Below are 18,562 nucleotides of genomic sequence, written 5' to 3'. Positions count from 1 at the left end.
ACATTATGAGTGTTTTTTATGAGCTTCATGCGCTTCTTTTACAACATCACTAATTTCGACATCCGTCTTGTTTTTTCCTTCTTTTTCGCCAACAAGACGCAAATGCGCAAGAAATTCTATATTTCCGTCTCCTCCGGTAATCGGGGAATATGTCAACCCTTCAATGGAATAGCCGTGTTCAGTGGAGAAGTCCAGGATTTTCCTAAGTACTTCTGTATGAACATGAGGATCCTTGACGATTCCTTTCTTGCCTACTTGTTCACGCCCGGCTTCGAATTGAGGTTTGATCAACATGGCGACATCTCCGTCTTCAGCAAGCAATTGAGCAAGGACCGGCAGTATAATCTTTAGAGATATGAACGAAACATCAATGGATGCAAATTCGGGTTCTCCATAAGTCAAATCCTCTTCCGTTACATAACGGAAATTGGTACGCTCCATGACGACTACCTGGGGATGGTTTCGTAAGGACCAATCCAGCTGGTTGTATCCTACATCAATGGCGTAACTCAACTTTACTCCGTTTTGCAGGCCACAATCCGTGAATCCACCAGTAGATGATCCTATATCGATCATTATTTTATCCTGAAGATCTAAGTGGAAGCTCTTTAAAGCTTTTTCAAGCTTCAATCCTCCGCGGCTTACATAAGGAATAGCTTTCCCTTTAACAGTGATTGGCGCATCTTCATCGATTTTTTGACCTGGTTTGTCCAAGCGGACTTGCTCTGAGTACACCAACCCGGCCATAATAGTTCGTTTCGCCTTTTCCCGTGTTTCCAAGTATCCTTTTTCAACGAGTAATACATCTAAACGAATTTTTCTTCCCATAAGCTATGCCCTTTGCTGTTTGGTTGGAAGCAATTCCTTCACATGCTTCACAATATTTTCTTCTGTTAAGCCGATTTCTTCCCACAGCTTGTTGACGCTGCCGTGTTCGATGAAACGATCAGGGACGCCCATACGTTTGACAACCTGATGGGTATAACCATTTTCTTCGGCAAATTCGAGAACGCTTGATCCAAATCCGCCTTGTAAAACAGCTTCTTCAACCGTCAAAATCGGCATGCCTGATTTCATGATGTCATGCAGCATGGCATCATCCATAGGTTTGATGAACCTTGCGTTGACTACCCGGATCGATTGACCTGTTTTTTCCAAATTGCGACTGGCTTCAAGTGCCATATCTATGGTCGTTCCGAAAGTTAAAATCACTGCGTCATTTCCATCTTTCAGAACTTCCCAGCTGCCGATCGGAATTGTCCGTAGTTCTTCATCCGTCTCTACACCTTTAGCATTGCCTCTCGGATAACGGATGGCAATAGGACCATCATCATAATGGACAGCTGTATGAACGAGATGCTGGGCTTCGTTTTCATCTTTTGGCATAGTGATTACCATATTCGGTACAGAACGCAGGAAGGCAACATCAAAGACACCTTGGTGTGTTTCACCATCGGCTCCTACGAGCCCGGCACGATCAATACCAAATATGACATTCAATTTTTGTCTTGCTACGTCATGAATAACTTGATCGTATCCCCTTTGCAGGAAAGTGGAATATATAGCTAGAAATGGTTTCATGCCTTGCGTAGCCATTCCGGCTGATAAAGTTGTGGCATGCTGTTCTGCAATACCCACATCATATAAACGGTCAGGGAATTCTTCACCGAATTTATCCAGCTTAGAACCAAGAATCATAGCTGGTGTTATAGCAACGATACGGGAATCCTCCCGCGCTTCTTTACGAAGGGCTTCACTTATTACCGAACTCCAGGCAGGTGGAGCATCGGTCGGTTTGATTTTTTCTCCAGATTCGATTTTATAAGGACCTACACCATGCCACTTATCTTTTACATCTGTCTCAGCTGGGTGATACCCTTTTCCTTTTTGTGTCATGACATGGACAATTACCGGACCATCCGTTTTCTTGGCATAGTTCAGGTTATCGATAAGATCTTCAAAGTCGTGACCATCCACAGGACCGTAATACGTAAAACCTAATTCTTCAAAAAACATGCCAGGCACGACGAAGTATTTCATGCTGTCTTTCAGACGCTCAGCTGCTTGAGCTAATTTACCGCCGACAGCTGGTACTTTTTTAAGTAACCACTCTAAATCATCTTTAGCTCTATGATATTTACCTGCACTCCTCATTCGTCCCAATGCACCGTGAAGAGCCCCCACATTTTTGGCGATTGACATTTCATTATCATTGAGGATAACGGTTACATTTTTTTTCTCATGTCCAATATGATTCAAGGCTTCCAGGGCCATTCCGCCGGTCAAAGCGCCATCACCGATAATAGGAAGAATGGAATGCTTTTCATCCTTCAAATCGCGTGCAATAGCCATACCCATGGCTGCAGACAACGAAGTTGAGCTATGTCCTGTCTCCCACACATCATGCTCACTTTCATCCCTTTTAGGGAAACCGCACAACCCGCGATATTGACGAAGAGTTTCGAACTGATTGCCCCGCCCAGTCAAGATTTTATGGATATAGGACTGGTGACCCACATCCCATAAGAAACGGTCTACTGGACTGTTATATACTTTATGCAAAGCAAGCGTAAGCTCTACGACACCCAGGTTTGCACCTAAATGTCCTCCGGTAACGGCTAAGTTCTTGATAAGAAACTGCCTGACTTCCTCTGCCATTTCTTCTAGCTGATTTGTAGTCATATCCTTCAAAATTGAAGGGTCTTGAATTTTGCTCAGATCCATTAAAGGACCCCCTTGTATTTATCTAGTTTTTTTAGTGGATGTAGTAGCATTTGTTAACAGTTTTACCTTCAACTTGGTTTCTAACCAGGAAATGACTCTTGCAGCGAAAAATATGATTTTCGTTGATGAGTGAATGGCGAAAAACTTCCCTAGAGCCTTTCCTCCTACAGTCAGAGCGGCTACGATACTTGTCAGCACCACTGATATTGCAATTTGAATACTGGAACCTTCGCCGTAACCCATTACCTGCGTCAATTGAAGTACGACGACGGCGGATGCTGTTCCACTAACTATACCTGATATATCCCCTATTACATCATTACAGAAACTAGCGAATCTGTCGGCATTACGCACGATTGTAATCGCTTCTTTTGCTCCTGTGACTTTCTCTGAAGCCATGGCATGGAAAGGGGTTTCTTCCGCTGCCGTAGCAGCTATCCCTAACATATCGAAGATGACCCCGGTAAAAACGATGATGAATACGATGATCAGACCGAAAATCCATATGACTTCGCTAAGGACGGAAGAAGATATGATTGAAAAAATAGCCGCTAACACGAATGTGATAACGGCAATACTTAAACTGAATTTTAAGGATTTTTTTAATTTATTGTCCATTCTCAACCTCTATATATAACTGATTATTTTATGTATGGAAAGGAATGGTCATGATACAGGTAAAAATTGCGGCTTAGGTCTAGTAGGTTTTCCCAATCAAGTACCGAGTGTCACCACTCTGGCGGTTCCCCTTTAAACTTGACTCAGCTCCGTCTCCGAAAGCTGGACTAGATTGCCACTTAGTCCGCACTATAATTCCTGTATCATGTCCATTACGTGAACAGCCTAGGGGATTTCCCCGACAGCCTTTGACCGTTCCTTAGCCTCTTTTGCAGTGATGATTTCATACAGTTAACACATCAAAACTTCAGTGGCCATCCGAAGTTGCTTGATGTTCACATGACTGTAATCCCCTCAAAACCACTCAAGGCAGGCTACGCTGCGCATATAGATATTACTCCATATGCTGCAGGTTCATACCCCATTTCATAAGAGCCTCTGGCTCAGAGACTCTTACAAAGATGGGCCTCCGCGGAAGCAGGGTCAACGCCCACATGCCTTTGTGGATCGCCCTGCGACCTTAACTCCCAGCATCGACCCAAGGCTGGGCGCCTCAAGCCAACACAAGGAACTTCATCGATGTGCCCTTTGGCGGATTTTTAGGCCCGCCTTCAGGAACGGAGGGCCGACTAGGATACTGCACCATTCCTTTTGTAACCCTAATATACCATATTATGAATTGGTCCTCAATCTAAACGTCACATCAATGATCCCGGCTGCTTAGGTAATCAATCAATTCAGATAAAATTGTCTGATCCACACCAGCATTCCTTAAGGCGTCTTGTGCTTCCTGTACGTATCGCTCTTTCTGTCGTTTTGCGCCTTCCAGCCCAAGAAGCTTGGGATAAGTACTCTTGGCATTCCCTTCATCACTTCCGATCGGTTTACCGATCACCTCGGCGTCCCCTGTAACGTCCAAAATATCATCCTGAATTTGAAAAATGAGTCCGAGGGCTTCCCCCATCCTCGTCATTTCCTCCAAGCTTTCTTCAGTGGAATTCCCTACATATGCTCCAGCGATAATTGAAAAACGGAGCAGTTGACCGGTTTTGTTTCGATGAATGTTCTCCAATTGTTCTAAAGACACTTCGGTGTTTTCAGAAAGCATATCCTGCATCTGCCCTCCGACCATGCCTTTTGCTCCGCTCGCTTTAGAAAGCTCACGAATTAAGAAAACCCTTTCTTGATCTGTCAGGTGGGAGTCTTCAGCAATAACCAAAGAGCTCAATGTCAACAATGCATCTCCTGCCAGAATCGCAGTAGCCTCATCAAATTTACGATGATTTGTAGGCATTCCTCTTCTCAAGTCATCATCATCCATCGCAGGCAGATCATCATGTATCAAAGAATAAGTGTGGATCATCTCTAAACTGCAAGCAACGGCTAGTGCTTTTTCCTCGCTCGCACCGAAGGCTTTTGCAGTTGCAAGTAGTAAAATAGGACGAACCCTTTTCCCACCTGCTTCTATTGAGTAAAGCATGGCATCTTGAATTCTTCCTGGTGTAGAATAATCGCGTACATACATTTTCAATTGAGCATTAATCATTTTACGTTTCTCAGTGAGATAGTCGGTCAGTTGCACAGTTATTCTTCCTCCTGGATGGAAAATGGTTCGAATTCCCCGTGCTCATTCATGATTTGCTGCATTTGCTTTTCTACATTGCCCAATTTCTCATTGCATTCCTTGGACAGCTTCATCCCCTCTTGATAATATTGAATCGCTTTTTCAAGAGGGACTTCACCGGTCTCAAGTTTCTCAACCAATTCTTCCAATTGTTTCATTGCTTCTTCGAAACTTAGTTCTTCTTGTTTCTCAGACATGTTCATCCTCCTTCAACCCCTTGACTTCACATTCTATAGATCCATCCTGTACTTTTAACGATAGTGCACTTCCTTTTTCAACATGGCTGACATGTTTAATGACTTCTCCATCTTCTGAAAAGGGAATTGCGTATCCACGTTTCATAATTTCCAAGGGGTTCAATAAAGTTAACTTATCGATATTGGAATGGAATCGTTCCTTTTTCGCTTTCAAGATATCCTGAAACCTCATTTGAAGCTGCTTCGTCTGTTTTTTCAATTGTTGTGATCCATCTCTGATCTGTTTATCAGGTCCTTGCAGCAGCAATCGGTTATGAAGGTTCCGCCATTTTTCATTTGTTTGATTATGCGTATGGACCATCTGCTTTGAAAGCCTTTCAAGTAAGCGGTCCAAATCTTGTTCTTTTTGTCTCATCAACTGCTCAGGATATTTGAACGCGTAGGATTTCTGCAACCGCTTCAAGCGCTGTCGGGATTCCAGATGTTTATTATCCATTGCCCGTTGTAGACGATGCTGATGAGCCCGAACTTGTTCGCGCAGTTCAACAATCGAAGGGACCGCAAGCTCTGCGGCACCTGTTGGCGTAGCAGCTCTCACATCAGCTACAAAATCACTGATGGTGGTATCGGTTTCATGTCCTACAGCCGAAATGACAGGAATATGAGAATCAGCAATCGCTCTTGCTACCACTTCTTCATTAAATCCCCACAAGTCTTCAATAGAACCTCCGCCTCTACCAACGATCAGCACATCACAATCCAAATGTTGATTGGCGTATTGAATAGCATTCACGACTGATGAAGCCGCGCGCTCTCCCTGCACAAGCACAGGTAAGATTGATACAGGAACAATTGGGTAACGGCGGTTGATAGTCGTTAAAATATCACGCACCGCTGCGCCGGTCGGGGAAGTGATGACTCCGACATGCTTCGGGTATGTAGGGATCTCTTTCTTTCGCTCTAAGGAGAACAACCCTTCTTTTTCCAGCTTATCTTTCAATTGTTCAAAAGCCATGTACAAAGCACCGATACCGTCAGGCTGCATTTCTTTGACATAAAGTTGATACTGCCCCATCGGTTCATAAACGTTGATCTCACCTTTGATCAGGACATTCATCCCGTTTTCCGGTGCGAATTTTAAACTCCTGTTATTACCAGCAAACATAACAGCCTGAATTCTCGACTGTTCATCCTTTAAAGAAAAATACATATGCCCCCGGCTGTGGTGCTTGAAATTGGATATTTCTCCTCTCAGCCAAACACTTTTCAAATGTTGATCACTTGAGAGTTTACGCTTGATATATTTTGTCAGTGCTGTAACAGTAAGGTATTGGTCATTCACAAAAAAATCTCCTTATTGATGATTGTGAATCTGTTTTGCTGCTTTAATCGTATTGTGAAGGAGCATTGTTATGGTCATAGGACCCACTCCTTTAGGTACAGGGGTGATATGAGAAGCTTTCTCACTGGCTGATTCAAACTCGACATCTCCGGTCAGTTGACCATCTACCCTGTTGACTCCCACATCGATTACGACAGTACCTTCTTTTATGTCTTCTCCAGTAATCAGATCCGGTTTCCCTGCAGCAACAATAATGATGTCTGCCCGCTTCGTATGATCTCTCAAGTTTTTCGTCCGGGAATGACAGTGGGTTACTGTCGCGTTTTCATTTAAGAGTAACTGCCCCACCGGTTTTCCTACCAAATTACTTCTGCCAATAATGACGACATGTTTTCCTTCTAATTCAATTTCAGCACGCTTGAGCATGACCAAAATGCCGAAAGGTGTACAAGGATAAAAAGTATCCTGCCCTGTAAGCATTTTTCCTACATTAATAGGATGAAAGCCATCGACATCTTTAGAAGGGTCTATAGCTTCAATCACTTTTTGTTCATGAATATGTTCAGGCAGAGGAAGTTGAACGAGAATTCCGTGAACGGTTCGATCTTGATTAAAACGGTCGATCAAATTCAGAAGTTCCTCCTCAGAAGTCTCCTCAGGTAACTCAACCAAATCGGAATCCATTCCAATCTTCTCAGAAGCTTTCTGCTTCCCTTTCACATAAGACTTAGAAGCAGGATCTTCTCCTATAATAATGACTACAAGTTTAGGAAAGATATTTTGTTTATGCAGTTCACTTACTTCTTGCTTCATTTCTTGCCTCAAGTCTTCAGCTAGTTGTTTCCCGTAAATTACTTCAGCAGACATTCTCGTAATCCCCCCGTTTTAAATTAAATCATTTTTGACAAAACACCATTGACGAACTTTCCGGAGTCTTCTTCACCGAAAATTTTAGCGAGCTCTACAGCTTCATTGATGGCAACTTGGCCAGGTACATCATCATTGTACTTAAACTCGTAAGCGGCCATACGTAAGACTGTCTTCTCCACTTTTGGCAACCGGTTGAACGACCAGTTATCAAGGTTGTCAGATATCCATTCATCAAGTTCGTCTCTGTGATCAATGACCCCGTGGACAAGTTGATGCAGAAATTCATCTACAGCTGCATCCTCCACCACGTGTTGAATCGCTTCATCTGTATTTATATCATTGTTGTTAATTTGGAAAAGAGCTTGAAAAGCTTTTTCTCTTGCAGTTCGTCGTTTCATCTTCATTCTCCTTTAAGTAATATCCGTTTGAATAATAACATTTAAAATGGATAAAAGCCATTCACGTTCTTTTATAGAATGCTATTGTTTTGATGATAAACAAAAAGCCAGAAAGGGTGTAAACCCTTTCCGGCTGAACCTCCCCGTTACATTTCCTCCAGGTCGGACTCTTCTTCTTTGACGTCCATCTGCACGCCAACGATGTGGACGTTGATTTCTTTAATTTCAAGAGCAGTCATGTTTTTCAAAGCTTGTCTAGTATTATCTTGGATCTTTTGAGCGGTATCTGGAATAGAGATACCGTAATCCATGACAACATAAGCATCGATTAAAATCCCTTGCTCTGTCAATTCAACTTTAACGCCCTTGCCGTGATCTTTCTTTCCTAAGCGCTCTGCAACCCCTGATGCAAAATTTCCTCGCATAGCAGCCACACCAGCTACTTCAGAAACAGCAATTCCAGCAATTACCTCTATAACTTCAGGAGCAATCTCAATATTTCCAAGAGTAGAACCATCAGTTACATTCAATAATTGTTTTTCACTCATGTCGACCACTCCTTGTCTTATTCATCTTTCATAATGGAATATTTTTCTAGAAACTTCGTGTTGAAATCTCCACCTACAAAAATTTCATGCTCCATCATTCGTTGATGGAATGGAATCGTTGTATGAACACCTTCAACTACGAATTCATCTAAGGCTCTTCTCATTCTCTTTATCGCTTCATCGCGATCACGTCCATATGTGATGAGCTTGGCTACCATAGAATCATAATATGGAGGAATCATATAACCAGGATAAGCTGCAGAATCAACACGAACGCCGAAACCACCAGGTGGCAGGTACATATCGATGCGGCCTGCTGAAGGCATGAAATTCTTGAATGGATCTTCAGCGTTGATTCTACACTCTATAGACCAGCCTTCGAATTTGATGTCTTCCTGTTTGAAAGTAAGCTTTTCATCATTGGCAATCAGAAGCATTTCTTTAATCAGATCGACTCCTGTGACCATTTCAGTGACCGGATGTTCGACTTGAATCCTTGTATTCATTTCCATGAAATAAAACTTATCTTCTTCTTTATCATAAATGAATTCAACAGTTCCTGCACCAGAATAGTTCACAGCTAGTGCAGCTTTGACGGCAGCATCGCCCATTTTGGCTCTCATCTTTTCATCAATGGCAGGAGAAGGTGTTTCCTCAATCAACTTTTGCAGACGTCTTTGAATGGTACAGTCTCTCTCACCCAAATGGACAGCATTGCCATGGTTATCTGCTAATACTTGAATTTCCACGTGGCGGAAGTTTTCAATGTATTTTTCAATATAGACTCCGGGATTACCAAACGCGGTTTCCGCTTCTTGCTGCGTCATACGGATCCCTTTTTTAAGATCTTCTTCATTACGAGCGACGCGGATTCCTTTTCCGCCACCGCCCGCAGTAGCTTTTATAATGACAGGGTAGCCGATTTCTTCGGCTACTTTGATGCCGTCTGCCTCATCTTTGATGATTCCTTCGGATCCGGGTACAATCGGCACACCCGCTTCCCTCATTGTTTCACGTGCTACATCTTTTGTACCCATCTTTTGAATCGCATAAGAGGATGGTCCGATGAACGTAATGTTACATTCCTCACACATCTCTGCAAATTCAGCATTCTCTGAAAGAAAGCCGTAACCCGGATGAATAGCATCAGTCTCAGTCAATGTTGCAAGGCTCAAGATATTTGTGTAGTTGAGATAGCTGTCTTTACTTAATGTAGGTCCGACACAATAGGCTTCGTCTGCCAGCTGGACATGTAAGGCCTCTTTGTCTGCTTCTGAATACACAGCTACAGTAGCAATGTCTATTTCCTTACATGCACGAATAATACGGACTGCAATTTCTCCTCTGTTGGCAACTAATACTTTTTTTATCAACAGACACACCCCCCGTTATTTGGATTTGACGCGGAACAACGGTTGGCCATACTCGACTAATTCACCGTCTTTGACAAGAATTTCAACAATTTCACCTGAAACTTCCGCTTCAATTTCATTGAATAATTTCATCGCTTCAACAATACAAACGACAGAGTCTTCTTTGACTTGATCCCCGACTTTCACGTATGCATCCTGCTCAGGTGACGGAGAATTATAAAATGTTCCGACCATTGGAGACGTAATCTCCTGATCATAATCACTGCCGCCTTGTTGAGCAGACGTTTCTTTGCTCTCAGTCGTCGTTTTCGCTTGTTCATTTCCTTCTGTTTGAGCTTGCTGTTGTGGAGCAGCTGGTTGTTGAACAGGAGCAGGCTGCTGAACCTGAGCTGGTTGTGCGGCCACTACTTCTCCTTTATTTTTTTTCATGGAAAACTTCGTTCCACCCGCTTCATAGCAGAACTCATCAATATTGGATTCGTCAATTAGTTTAATAATTTCATGAATTTCTTGTACCTTTAGCATGTCTGGCACTCCTTTATGTAGTTACTTTTTAATAACTGGTACTAAAAACTCCTCTTAACATTCTACGACATTTTAGCCCTTCCCTGCAACTCGGCACATAAACATAATCACTCAGCACCCCTGTTGTTACAGGATTTGGGTTTAAAACCGTTATTATCTGCCTGTTTAAACTACACGTCAAAATAGAACATCTCACCTGAGTGAACCTGATTAATCGTTTTATTAAACATACCACCTTAACGGGAAAAGTTCACCCTTATCCGAAACCGTTTATGTATGTTGTAGAAACGATGAGCTTCTCATTTCTAATATATCACCTCAAAATCAACCATTCCTTCTCCAGCAAAAACCAAAATAAAAAACCTCTCCACATCTCAAATATGTGGAGAGGTTTATTTTATTTAGAAGGCTGGAACTGGACTTGGACTCGTTTTTGTCCGAATTCATCTGAAACCATTTGGATAATCTGATTCGTTTCAGCTTTGGACAGTTCATCAGATTTTACAGTAACATGAACGATGTCCTCTTCAGCTCTTACTAGTACATCTTCATATGGAGCACTTGCACGAATCGTATTCTCTAAGATGGATTCTTTTGACTGTGTCTGCTTCAATGTCTCTATTCTATTCAATGCTTCATTCTTCTCTTCGGTAGTAAAATTGCTGGACGCTACAATTTCGGAAAGCTGCTCTTGCAATTGATCCCTTTCATTCCTTTTGTCCAACCTGATAGCGGCGAACAGTTCGTCGGTCGAAATTTGTGAAATCACAGTGCCGTCGCCCGTTGTGACAACACCATCGGCATTTTCATTTCCTTTTTCATCCTTGGTGACTTCCGCCCAGTCCTGATCTTGAATGAACGCCATTTCCCCATTATCCGGTGATGTCATGTAATAAACACTTAAAACGATCAGGAGACTTAACATCGTCAATAACCATACGGTTTGCTTTTTTATCATGTAAAAACCCTCCTTATTGTTTAGGCAGAACGGAAATCCGATGACTTGGTACATCGAGGACACTGGACACAGCTTCAACTACCCAGCTTTTCACTTTTATTTGATTGACACCTTTAGCAGTTATGAACACCCCACTCACTTTAGGCTTTGATGTTTTTACTAACAAAGGAACCTCTCGATCTCCCTGACGGACTAACACTAACTGCTGTTCCTTCGAATAATCCTCAATCTCTCTTTCCCCTCCATTCTTATCGTTTTCTTTCGTTGTTTGTTTGCTTATGATTAAATTTTTGTCATACACCTTTTCATGACTTGCTGATAAGTTGACCATGATGTCTACATCACTGACCCCATCAATATTTTCTAACAAGGGCTTAAGCTGATTTTCGTATTCAGATTCCAACTGAGCAATTGATGTCACCTCAGAAACAGGTACCTCTTTTTCAGAACCTGGCTGGCTTTGTATCGTTTCGTTTGGAGGGGGACTTTGACTCGAGGGTTGAAACCAACTGCTGGTCAACATGATCAGAACTCCGAGAACCCCTAATCCGATCAGGTATTTGGTTTTGCTTATTTTTCTCCCGTCTTTCCCAGACAAAGGTTGGAATAGCTTATTCAACCAATTACTCATCTTTATCCTCCCAGCGGATTTCGATTTGTTCGAATTGCAAGTCCAACTTTTCCGCTATCCATTTTCGAACTTCTTCATCAGATCCATCATCTTCTTTGACGGGTGCTTCCATAATCGAGATGTCGACGATTTCTACAGGTGTATCTTCTGGTGAATGTCGGAGTGTGAAGTAAAGCTTGTCCAACGAATCCATATCCATAAAATCACCTTCGAAAGTCATTTCCAAGCCGACCACAAGAAGTTGTTGTTCTTTGAGTAAAGGCTCTTTAATTTCATTAACTAAAGCCTCGCTGACCTGTTCTAATTTATATGCATCCTGTCCTTTGAGTATTTCACTTTTCTTTTTTTCTATATTTTCTTCAATCGTTTCGGCATTCATTTGTTGATTCATTTGATATTCAGCAGCATTCATAAGCTGGTGAGGATTGATTTTCAATAGTTGTAGCAGCGGACCCAAAAATATCAAAAGCAATAAAATAGACATGACCAAACGTGCATATTTCTTCATAAGACCTGATGGGAGCAAAGCATCTGCCACCATCGCTAACAAGAGGAATAAGACTATACGCGTAATCCACTCTGTGAACATTTCCATACTTATGGATCACCTCACCATCATTGTAATGTTGCTTGCAGCCACCATTATGACAATCACTAAAAAAAACATCATGGAAACCATAAATAGTGCGGCAAACACATACATGATATGCCTGCTCACCACAGACATCGCTTCAATAATCGGTCCATCACCAAGAGGCTGCAAGAGCGCTGCTGCAATTTTATATATCAAGGCGATGACGAAGACTTTCAGTGCAGGAAAGACAGCTATTCCCAATAAGACGACAACCCCGGCAATTCCTAATGTGTTCTTCAGCACAAGAGATGCACCAAGAATTGTGTCTGTAGCGTCAGTAAAAAGTCTTCCTACCACCGGGACGAAGTTTCCTGTTACGAACCTGGCCGTTTTCATCGTTACGCCGTCTTGAACAGCCGTGACCGTCCCCTGAACTGAAATAACACCTAAAAATATAGTTAGGAAAACCCCCATGATGGCTATCCCGGTTTTTCTCAAAAGCTCGGCCAACTGATCTACTTTATATGTTTCATTCAAACTGCCAATTACTAATAAAAGCGCCGAAGATGCAAATAAAGGTATCAATACGAACTTGACGAGCAATCCACTGGATTGTACAAGCGCGATGATGATCGGATGGAAGAAGGAGATCGACATCAAATGACTGAACGAAGCCATGATCCCCAGCAAAAGAGGGAGGAGGCCGATCATAAAACTGCTCATCCGATCGATCGCTTCCAATGTATAATCGATGACTTGACGGAAACTCTCTAAAGCCAGCGTCAACAGGACTAAATAAACAACCATATACGCAATCTTACTGACTACTGAATTTTCAAATGAGGATTGAATTGACCGGAGTAATGTACTGAATAATGTCAAAAACAAAAGAGATGCTAAAAGTTTTCCGTTGACCATCAATTCATGAAAGAAAAATTGCAGGATGCCGGACAGCCAATCAGAGGATTCAAGAGAACTTTCAGACTGAATAAATTCACGAAAGTTGTTTACATTGAAAGTAGGCATGTAGTCCCCATACTCCTGATGCAGCTCTTTCCAGTTTTTTTCGAGCTCTTCTGTGGAGACATGGTCCAGCATCGATGTGGTGTCCGGTGAAGCGGCTAAAGCAGCATGGACAGGCATTAAAGACATGACTAGAAATAGAAAGAGGATGAAAGATGAATGTCTCATTGCGAACCTCCCGACCTTAGCCCAAATGTCCAGGTATGAAATTTATTATGGTCTCTATGACTGCAGTTACGATCGGAATTGCGAGCATCAGGATAAACAGTTTCCCTGCCAGTTCCACTTTTGAAGCAAGAGCGTTCAATCCTGCATCCCGGATCAATTGAGCTCCGAACTCGGCAATGTAGGCGATTCCAATGATTTTTAAAATGGTTTTAAAATAAACAGGCTCGACCTGCGCCTGCCCAGCTATATAAGAAAGCAGGGTGAAAATGTACTTGATATGATCTAAAACACCCAAAAATATGATGATTACGGTGAACAAAAGGAGCAAAAAAGCGACAGATGATTTTTGCTCTTTCAACAAAACAATCAATAATGTCGCTACAAGCCCAAGTGAGACGATTTGGATAATATCCATACCCTTACCCCTGATATAGAAATACGGATTTGATTTGCTGGAATAAATCTGCCAAGCGGTAAAGTACGATGAACAAGACGATGATAAAACCTGTCAAAGTTACGGCTTGTGCGATTTCTTCTTTTCCCATCTGTTTTAATATGCTGTGTATCATAGCGACGATGATCCCTATACCGGCAATTTGAAATAGGATGGTTGCATCTTGAAGCAAAGTGACCCTGCCTCCTTTATAAAATTAAAATAATGACTAATAACCCGCTTAAAACCCCCATCCCGCGAGCCATCTTTTGATACTGCTCGCCGACCTCAAGTGCATCTTGGAGTTCACGATCAAGGTGGTGAAGAGCTAGGCGGATGTGTTTTTGCTGCTGTTCTAAGTCATGCTGGCCTAATGTCCGCCCGAATTGTATTAAAATTTCCATCTCATTTTTGTTCAGTGAGTTGGAGGACCAATGTTTTTTCAATGATTCCTTCCATAAAGAAGCAAAGTCAGAACACCTTTCTTCCTCATTCCACACACTTTCAAAAAAAAGGCTGATGGGTCTGGGCAATTGCTTCGAAAGGTTTTCACACACTTCCCAAAGAGATGATTGACCAAAAACCATTTCAGCCTCTATCATTTGCAAAGCGTTTTTCCACTGACGAATGTGACCAGGCCTCTTTTTATATCGTGAAGCCGCTTCAAATCCTACCCATGTCGTTACGGACAAGATCATCACAGCGCCTATCCACTCCATATTCTCTCTCCCCTTTGAAGTGCACTAATTGCTTTCCTCTCTCATTAAGAATGGTCAACGTATGAGGACGAGAGGGCATTAACCTTTCTAATATCACGTAACGCTGGAAAATGCCTTCCTCCATCAATATTTTCGTTGATGGACGCTTCAGGACGGATTGAAAGTCTTTCCCATGAACACTGCAAATGACTTCCACCCCTGTGAATGTGGCTTCTTTTATGGCTTCTGCATCATCAATGCTCCCGATTTCATCTACGATAAGAATATCTGGAGACATCGAGCGGATCATCATCATCATCCCCTGCACTTTTGGGCATGCATCCATTACATCTGTCCGGCTGCCTACATCCAGTTGAGGAATCCCCCTCAAACTAGCAGCAATTTCAGATCGTTCATCTACTATCGCCACTTTCGAAGAGGTATGGAACTGATTTTCTGATGAGATTGCCCGTGCAAGATCTCGTAAGATCGTCGTTTTCCCTGAATGTGGAGGACCAATAATCAACGTGCTCGTCCATTTATGATTATGATATAAATATGGAAGTAATCGTTCTACCTGTCCAGGTTTCGACCTGGCGATACGGATATTCATGAACGAAATGTATTTAAGCGTTTCAACACTGTCATTGACGGTATTGGCTTTCCCCGCCAGACCTACCCTGTGCCCTCCTTCAATAGTAATAAATCCATCCTTCAGTTGATCTTTGAATCGATAGAGAGAGAATTGACTGATCTGATTCAAAATATGCGATAAATCTTGAGGAGATAACAACGGACTATTCAACACCTTATGACTGTCAGCACCAAGGGTTTCAATTCTTTTATGCACCCGCAGTCTGATCTCCTGTATTTCACCCCAGCGCACATCTTTTAACAAGAGAGTCTGAAAGTGATCAGGAAACAACCTGATAATTTCCTTCATCATTCCTGACTCCTTTCATTCGTTTACTTCATATGTATGTAAAGTCTCCGCCTATATGACACGATTTACTAGATAAACTAGAATTCCTTCTATTAAAAAAGCCCGTTCCTGATATAGGAACGGGCTTTATCATGCTATTCTATTATTTATGCACGTGATACATATTTTCCATCAGTCGTACTGATGACCAATACTTCCCCTTCGTTGATGAAGAAAGGCACTTGGACAGAAAGACCTGTCTCAAGCTTAGCAGGCTTTGTTCCTCCACTTGCTGTGTCGCCTTTAATGCCGGGTTCTGTTTCAACAACTTCCAGCTCAACGTTTTTTGGAAGTTCCACACCGATGGTTTCAGCTTGATAAGACTGAATTTGAACTTCCATGTTTTCTTTCAAGTAATTCAATTGCTCTTGAATAAGAGCACCGGGTATTTCTACTTGTTCGAATGTTTCAGTGTCCATGAATGCATGCATGTCACCGTTGGCATACAAGTACTGCATCTTCCGGTTTTCAATGTGAGCTCGTTCTACTTTTTCTCCACCTCGGAATGTTTTTTCCTGAATATTACCATTCCGCAGGTTACGAAGCTTGGAGCGCACAAAAGCTGCACCTTTCCCCGGCTTTACATGCTGGAAATCCATGACCTGCCAGATGTCTCCATCTACTTCGATCGTCAAACCTGTACGAAAATCGTTTACTGAAATCATTGTTTTTCCTCCTTATATGCTTACAATGTAATTAATTCTTTAGTAGACTGGCTTAAACACTCATTTCCGGATTTGGTGACGATTGTATCATCTTCGATCCTACAGCCGCCTACATTCGGCACATAAATTCCCGGTTCAACAGTAACTACCATACCTTCTTCAAGAACTTTATCAGAACGGAATGATAGACCCGGACCTTCGTGGACATCAAGACCGATTCCGTGGCCGGTAGAATGTCCAAAGTACTCACCATATCCTTTTTCTTTGATATAATCGCGTGTCAGAGCATCCGCTTCTTTTCCAGTAATGCCAGCTTTCAACCCTTCCATCCCCTTCAATTGAGCTTCAAGGACGGTATTATAAATATTTTTAAGCTCATCACTGATCTCTCCGACTGCAACTGTCCTGGTTATATCTGAGCAGTAACCTTTATAAACTGCACCGAAATCCAAAGTAACTAACTCCCCGGACTGAATCTCCTTTTCAGAAGCGACGCCATGCGGTAGAGCAGAACGGTAGCCGGATGCGACAATAATATCGAAGCTTGATGAGGCTGCTCCTTGTTTTCTCATGAACATCTCCAGCTCATTGGAAATGTCAATCTCTTTGACACCTGGTTTTATGTACCCTAGGATATGCTCAAATGCATCATCAGCAATTTTAACGGCATCCTTTAATATACTAATCTCCTCATCAGTCTTTATCAAGCGTAATTTTTCGACCAGTCCTGATGTCGGAACCAGTTCAGCTTCTAAAGCCTGCTCGTATGTTTCAAAAAGGCTGTATGTAACGTGATCTTTTTCGAAGCCGATTTTCTCAAGTCCCAGGCGCTTCGCCTGTTTGGCAACTTCTTCATGCATCGGCACTTTATGTTCTACGATTTCAAAATCAGAGGCCTGTTCATTCGCTTGTTCCATGTAACGGAAATCTGTGACTAAGACAGCATCGGTATTAGATATGAGAAGAGCACCTGATGAACCAGTGAAGCCTGAAACGTATCTTCTATTTTTAGGGCTCATAATCAAAAGCCCATCAAGTTCTTCTGTCATGATAGCTTTACGTAAGTTCGCTATTTTCGTCATGTATTATTTTCTCCCTTCATTTTCTATCTTTTCGATCATGCCAAGGGTGGCTAATCGATACCCATCTATGCCAAATCCTACGATTTGACCAGCACAAACCGGGGCTAACATAGAATGGTGACGGAATGTTTCTCTTTGGTGGACATTCGAAATGTGCACTTCTATGACCGGAATATTGATAGAACTGATCGCATCTCTAAGCGCAATACTTGTATGCGTATAAGCTGCAGGATTGAATAAGATTCCGGCAGCATTATCTTCTGCCATTTGGATACGATCCACTAAATCCCCTTCATGATTGGATTGATAATCTTCCACTTCATATCCTTTTTCCCACGCTGTATCCTTTACTAAACGGACAACATCTTTGAGAGTCTTACGACCATAAGTCTCCGGCTCCCTCTTTCCGAGCATATTCAAGTTAGGACCATTCAATAATATCAGTCGTTTCATCCCCATTCGGTCATCCCACCATTAACTAAATTCTCATACATTTCAAGTTTATCATACTCCGCCTTCTTTTGAATACGAATTCGCTGCGTCGTTGAATTCCCTGTATTCGTAGGAGATGGAATATCCGATAAAGACTCCGTATAAAATGAACAAACAACCACTCGTCACCCATGTGTCACTATTCAACTCCAGAAAGGAAGGTATGGCAGGAAAAATAGGACGTAACACAAAAAAGATGATTCCCCATAAACTTAAACCGAAAAACAAGCCCGGCCATATCCCATTCTTATTTTTCAACAAAATATAGTAGAGGATCGCGATTAACAGTGATAATAAGCCCACTAAAAGAATCGCCAATATTTCAGCAAGCCATGTACCGGTCCATTCTGTTTGTAAAAACGATCGGAACATGAATGATGCTGCTGTCAATTCAGTAAAATTAAAATAATATGCGACAGCACCGACACCACTCCATAGGATACCTCCAAAAAAACCCGTTATCATTGCTTTTAAAAAAACGCTTTGTTGTGGTTCTTGCTTATTTTGTTGTTTAGGCTTGTCTGCCATGATAATCACCTCACAGATTATCTTTTACCAACTTGCAAAAATCATGCCTCCCTCGACAATTTAAACGCTAGTGATAAGTGCGGATTTCAGGTAAAATAGAAGATATAAA

Annotated in this window: 23 protein-coding genes; all 23 read right to left on the bottom strand. The window is 42.1% G+C overall.

Annotated elements, in window-relative coordinates; translation table 11 throughout:
- Nucleotides 1-3: 3 nt before the first annotated feature.
- Complete coding sequence (locus LCL89_RS01955) at nucleotides 4-828, bottom strand: TlyA family RNA methyltransferase (RefSeq protein ID WP_197316409.1); 825 nt, start codon at nucleotides 826-828, stop codon at nucleotides 4-6.
- A gap of 3 nt (nucleotides 829-831) precedes the next feature.
- The gene (gene dxs / locus LCL89_RS01950; RefSeq protein ID WP_224807384.1) at nucleotides 832-2,724 is read right to left on the bottom strand and encodes a 1-deoxy-D-xylulose-5-phosphate synthase; all 1,893 of its coding nucleotides are present in this window, start codon (nucleotides 2,722-2,724) and stop codon (nucleotides 832-834) included.
- Nucleotides 2,725-2,742: 18 nt separating this feature from the next.
- Entirely contained in the window at nucleotides 2,743-3,342 is a 600-nt protein-coding gene (locus tag LCL89_RS01945) for a hypothetical protein (protein ID WP_197316411.1), read from the bottom strand.
- Nucleotides 3,343-4,045: 703 nt separating this feature from the next.
- Nucleotides 4,046-4,930, bottom strand: a complete 885-nt coding sequence (locus tag LCL89_RS01940; RefSeq protein WP_404813411.1) for a polyprenyl synthetase family protein — start codon at nucleotides 4,928-4,930, stop codon at nucleotides 4,046-4,048.
- Entirely contained in the window at nucleotides 4,927-5,163 is a 237-nt protein-coding gene (locus tag LCL89_RS01935; protein ID WP_224807380.1) for an exodeoxyribonuclease VII small subunit, read from the bottom strand. Before LCL89_RS01935 ends, LCL89_RS01940 begins: the two co-directional genes overlap by 4 nt.
- Entirely contained in the window at nucleotides 5,156-6,505 is a 1,350-nt protein-coding gene (xseA, locus tag LCL89_RS01930) for an exodeoxyribonuclease VII large subunit (protein WP_224807378.1), read from the bottom strand. The genes LCL89_RS01935 and xseA overlap by 8 nt, the downstream gene beginning before the upstream one ends.
- Before the next feature lie 12 nt (nucleotides 6,506-6,517).
- Nucleotides 6,518-7,372, bottom strand: coding sequence for a bifunctional methylenetetrahydrofolate dehydrogenase/methenyltetrahydrofolate cyclohydrolase FolD (gene folD, locus LCL89_RS01925; RefSeq protein ID WP_224807376.1), 855 nt, complete (start codon nucleotides 7,370-7,372; stop codon nucleotides 6,518-6,520).
- Between the two features lie 23 nt (nucleotides 7,373-7,395).
- Nucleotides 7,396-7,773: a transcription antitermination factor NusB gene (nusB, locus tag LCL89_RS01920; protein ID WP_197316415.1), complete on the bottom strand. Its 378-nt coding sequence runs from the start codon at nucleotides 7,771-7,773 to the stop codon at nucleotides 7,396-7,398.
- Between the two features lie 146 nt (nucleotides 7,774-7,919).
- On the bottom strand, nucleotides 7,920-8,321 hold the full coding sequence (locus tag LCL89_RS01915; RefSeq protein WP_197316416.1) for an Asp23/Gls24 family envelope stress response protein: 402 nt from the start codon (nucleotides 8,319-8,321) through the stop codon (nucleotides 7,920-7,922).
- Nucleotides 8,322-8,338: 17 nt separating this feature from the next.
- Nucleotides 8,339-9,694, bottom strand: coding sequence for an acetyl-CoA carboxylase biotin carboxylase subunit (gene accC, locus LCL89_RS01910; protein WP_224807374.1), 1,356 nt, complete (start codon nucleotides 9,692-9,694; stop codon nucleotides 8,339-8,341).
- A 15-nt stretch (nucleotides 9,695-9,709) separates the two neighbouring features.
- A complete protein-coding gene (gene accB, locus LCL89_RS01905) occupies nucleotides 9,710-10,219 on the bottom strand; it encodes an acetyl-CoA carboxylase biotin carboxyl carrier protein (RefSeq protein ID WP_224807373.1) in 510 nt (169 codons plus the stop codon).
- A gap of 397 nt (nucleotides 10,220-10,616) precedes the next feature.
- Complete coding sequence (locus LCL89_RS01900; RefSeq protein WP_224807372.1) at nucleotides 10,617-11,177, bottom strand: SpoIIIAH-like family protein; 561 nt, start codon at nucleotides 11,175-11,177, stop codon at nucleotides 10,617-10,619.
- A 13-nt stretch (nucleotides 11,178-11,190) separates the two neighbouring features.
- Nucleotides 11,191-11,808 (bottom strand): stage III sporulation protein AG, encoded by a 618-nt coding sequence (gene spoIIIAG, locus LCL89_RS01895; protein WP_224807371.1) that lies wholly within the window; start codon nucleotides 11,806-11,808, stop codon nucleotides 11,191-11,193.
- Entirely contained in the window at nucleotides 11,801-12,403 is a 603-nt protein-coding gene (gene spoIIIAF / locus LCL89_RS01890; RefSeq protein ID WP_224807370.1) for a stage III sporulation protein AF, read from the bottom strand. Before spoIIIAF ends, spoIIIAG begins: the two co-directional genes overlap by 8 nt.
- 9 nt (nucleotides 12,404-12,412) lie before the next feature.
- Nucleotides 12,413-13,573 carry a stage III sporulation protein AE gene (spoIIIAE, locus tag LCL89_RS01885; protein ID WP_224807369.1) on the bottom strand — a complete coding sequence of 387 codons (1,161 nt, stop codon included), beginning with the start codon at nucleotides 13,571-13,573 and terminating at the stop codon, nucleotides 12,413-12,415.
- Between the two features lie 16 nt (nucleotides 13,574-13,589).
- A complete protein-coding gene (gene spoIIIAD, locus LCL89_RS01880) occupies nucleotides 13,590-13,988 on the bottom strand; it encodes a stage III sporulation protein AD (RefSeq protein ID WP_197316423.1) in 399 nt (132 codons plus the stop codon).
- 4 nt (nucleotides 13,989-13,992) lie between these two features.
- Nucleotides 13,993-14,199, bottom strand: coding sequence for a stage III sporulation protein AC (gene spoIIIAC / locus LCL89_RS01875; protein ID WP_197316424.1), 207 nt, complete (start codon nucleotides 14,197-14,199; stop codon nucleotides 13,993-13,995).
- 16 nt (nucleotides 14,200-14,215) lie between these two features.
- The gene (spoIIIAB, locus tag LCL89_RS01870; RefSeq protein ID WP_197316425.1) at nucleotides 14,216-14,725 is read right to left on the bottom strand and encodes a stage III sporulation protein SpoIIIAB; all 510 of its coding nucleotides are present in this window, start codon (nucleotides 14,723-14,725) and stop codon (nucleotides 14,216-14,218) included.
- On the bottom strand, nucleotides 14,670-15,647 hold the full coding sequence (gene spoIIIAA, locus LCL89_RS01865) for a stage III sporulation protein AA (protein ID WP_224807368.1): 978 nt from the start codon (nucleotides 15,645-15,647) through the stop codon (nucleotides 14,670-14,672). The genes spoIIIAB and spoIIIAA overlap by 56 nt, the downstream gene beginning before the upstream one ends.
- A 146-nt stretch (nucleotides 15,648-15,793) precedes the next feature.
- Entirely contained in the window at nucleotides 15,794-16,351 is a 558-nt protein-coding gene (gene efp, locus LCL89_RS01860) for an elongation factor P (RefSeq protein WP_197316427.1), read from the bottom strand.
- A 20-nt stretch (nucleotides 16,352-16,371) separates the two neighbouring features.
- Complete coding sequence (locus LCL89_RS01855; RefSeq protein WP_224807366.1) at nucleotides 16,372-17,433, bottom strand: M24 family metallopeptidase; 1,062 nt, start codon at nucleotides 17,431-17,433, stop codon at nucleotides 16,372-16,374.
- A 3-nt stretch (nucleotides 17,434-17,436) separates the two neighbouring features.
- The gene (gene aroQ, locus LCL89_RS01850) at nucleotides 17,437-17,886 is read right to left on the bottom strand and encodes a type II 3-dehydroquinate dehydratase (protein WP_197316429.1); all 450 of its coding nucleotides are present in this window, start codon (nucleotides 17,884-17,886) and stop codon (nucleotides 17,437-17,439) included.
- 51 nt (nucleotides 17,887-17,937) lie between these two features.
- Nucleotides 17,938-18,453, bottom strand: a complete 516-nt coding sequence (locus LCL89_RS01845) for a YqhR family membrane protein (protein ID WP_197316430.1) — start codon at nucleotides 18,451-18,453, stop codon at nucleotides 17,938-17,940.
- Nucleotides 18,454-18,562 lie beyond the last annotated feature (109 nt).

Source organism: Halobacillus yeomjeoni (assembly GCF_020171525.1).
GTDB classification, from domain to species: Bacteria; Bacillota; Bacilli; order Bacillales; family Halobacillaceae; genus Halobacillus; species Halobacillus yeomjeoni.
The sequence above is the reverse complement of the archived record's forward strand: the minus strand, read 5'-3'. Positions and strand labels throughout refer to the sequence as shown.

Bases quoted from the DNA above. Each gene is read 5' to 3' on its own strand.
- LCL89_RS01955 (WP_197316409.1), bottom strand. From the start codon at position 828: ATGGGAAGAAAAATTCGTTTAGATGTATTACTCGTTGAAAAAGGATAC.
- dxs (WP_224807384.1), bottom strand. From the start codon at position 2,724: ATGGATCTGAGCAAAATTCAAGACCCTTCAATTTTGAAGGATATGACT.
- LCL89_RS01945 (WP_197316411.1), bottom strand. From the start codon at position 3,342: ATGGACAATAAATTAAAAAAATCCTTAAAATTCAGTTTAAGTATTGCC.
- LCL89_RS01935 (WP_224807380.1), bottom strand. From the start codon at position 5,163: ATGTCTGAGAAACAAGAAGAACTAAGTTTCGAAGAAGCAATGAAACAA.
- folD (WP_224807376.1), bottom strand. From the start codon at position 7,372: ATGTCTGCTGAAGTAATTTACGGGAAACAACTAGCTGAAGACTTGAGG.
- nusB (WP_197316415.1), bottom strand. From the start codon at position 7,773: ATGAAACGACGAACTGCAAGAGAAAAAGCTTTTCAAGCTCTTTTCCAA.
- LCL89_RS01915 (WP_197316416.1), bottom strand. From the start codon at position 8,321: ATGAGTGAAAAACAATTATTGAATGTAACTGATGGTTCTACTCTTGGA.
- accB (WP_224807373.1), bottom strand. From the start codon at position 10,219: ATGCTAAAGGTACAAGAAATTCATGAAATTATTAAACTAATTGACGAA.
- LCL89_RS01900 (WP_224807372.1), bottom strand. From the start codon at position 11,177: ATGATAAAAAAGCAAACCGTATGGTTATTGACGATGTTAAGTCTCCTG.
- spoIIIAG (WP_224807371.1), bottom strand. From the start codon at position 11,808: ATGAGTAATTGGTTGAATAAGCTATTCCAACCTTTGTCTGGGAAAGAC.
- spoIIIAF (WP_224807370.1), bottom strand. From the start codon at position 12,403: ATGGAAATGTTCACAGAGTGGATTACGCGTATAGTCTTATTCCTCTTG.
- spoIIIAE (WP_224807369.1), bottom strand. From the start codon at position 13,573: ATGAGACATTCATCTTTCATCCTCTTTCTATTTCTAGTCATGTCTTTA.
- spoIIIAD (WP_197316423.1), bottom strand. From the start codon at position 13,988: ATGGATATTATCCAAATCGTCTCACTTGGGCTTGTAGCGACATTATTG.
- spoIIIAB (WP_197316425.1), bottom strand. From the start codon at position 14,725: ATGGAGTGGATAGGCGCTGTGATGATCTTGTCCGTAACGACATGGGTA.
- spoIIIAA (WP_224807368.1), bottom strand. From the start codon at position 15,647: ATGAAGGAAATTATCAGGTTGTTTCCTGATCACTTTCAGACTCTCTTG.
- efp (WP_197316427.1), bottom strand. From the start codon at position 16,351: ATGATTTCAGTAAACGATTTTCGTACAGGTTTGACGATCGAAGTAGAT.
- LCL89_RS01855 (WP_224807366.1), bottom strand. From the start codon at position 17,433: ATGACGAAAATAGCGAACTTACGTAAAGCTATCATGACAGAAGAACTT.
- aroQ (WP_197316429.1), bottom strand. From the start codon at position 17,886: ATGAAACGACTGATATTATTGAATGGTCCTAACTTGAATATGCTCGGA.
- LCL89_RS01845 (WP_197316430.1), bottom strand. From the start codon at position 18,453: ATGGCAGACAAGCCTAAACAACAAAATAAGCAAGAACCACAACAAAGC.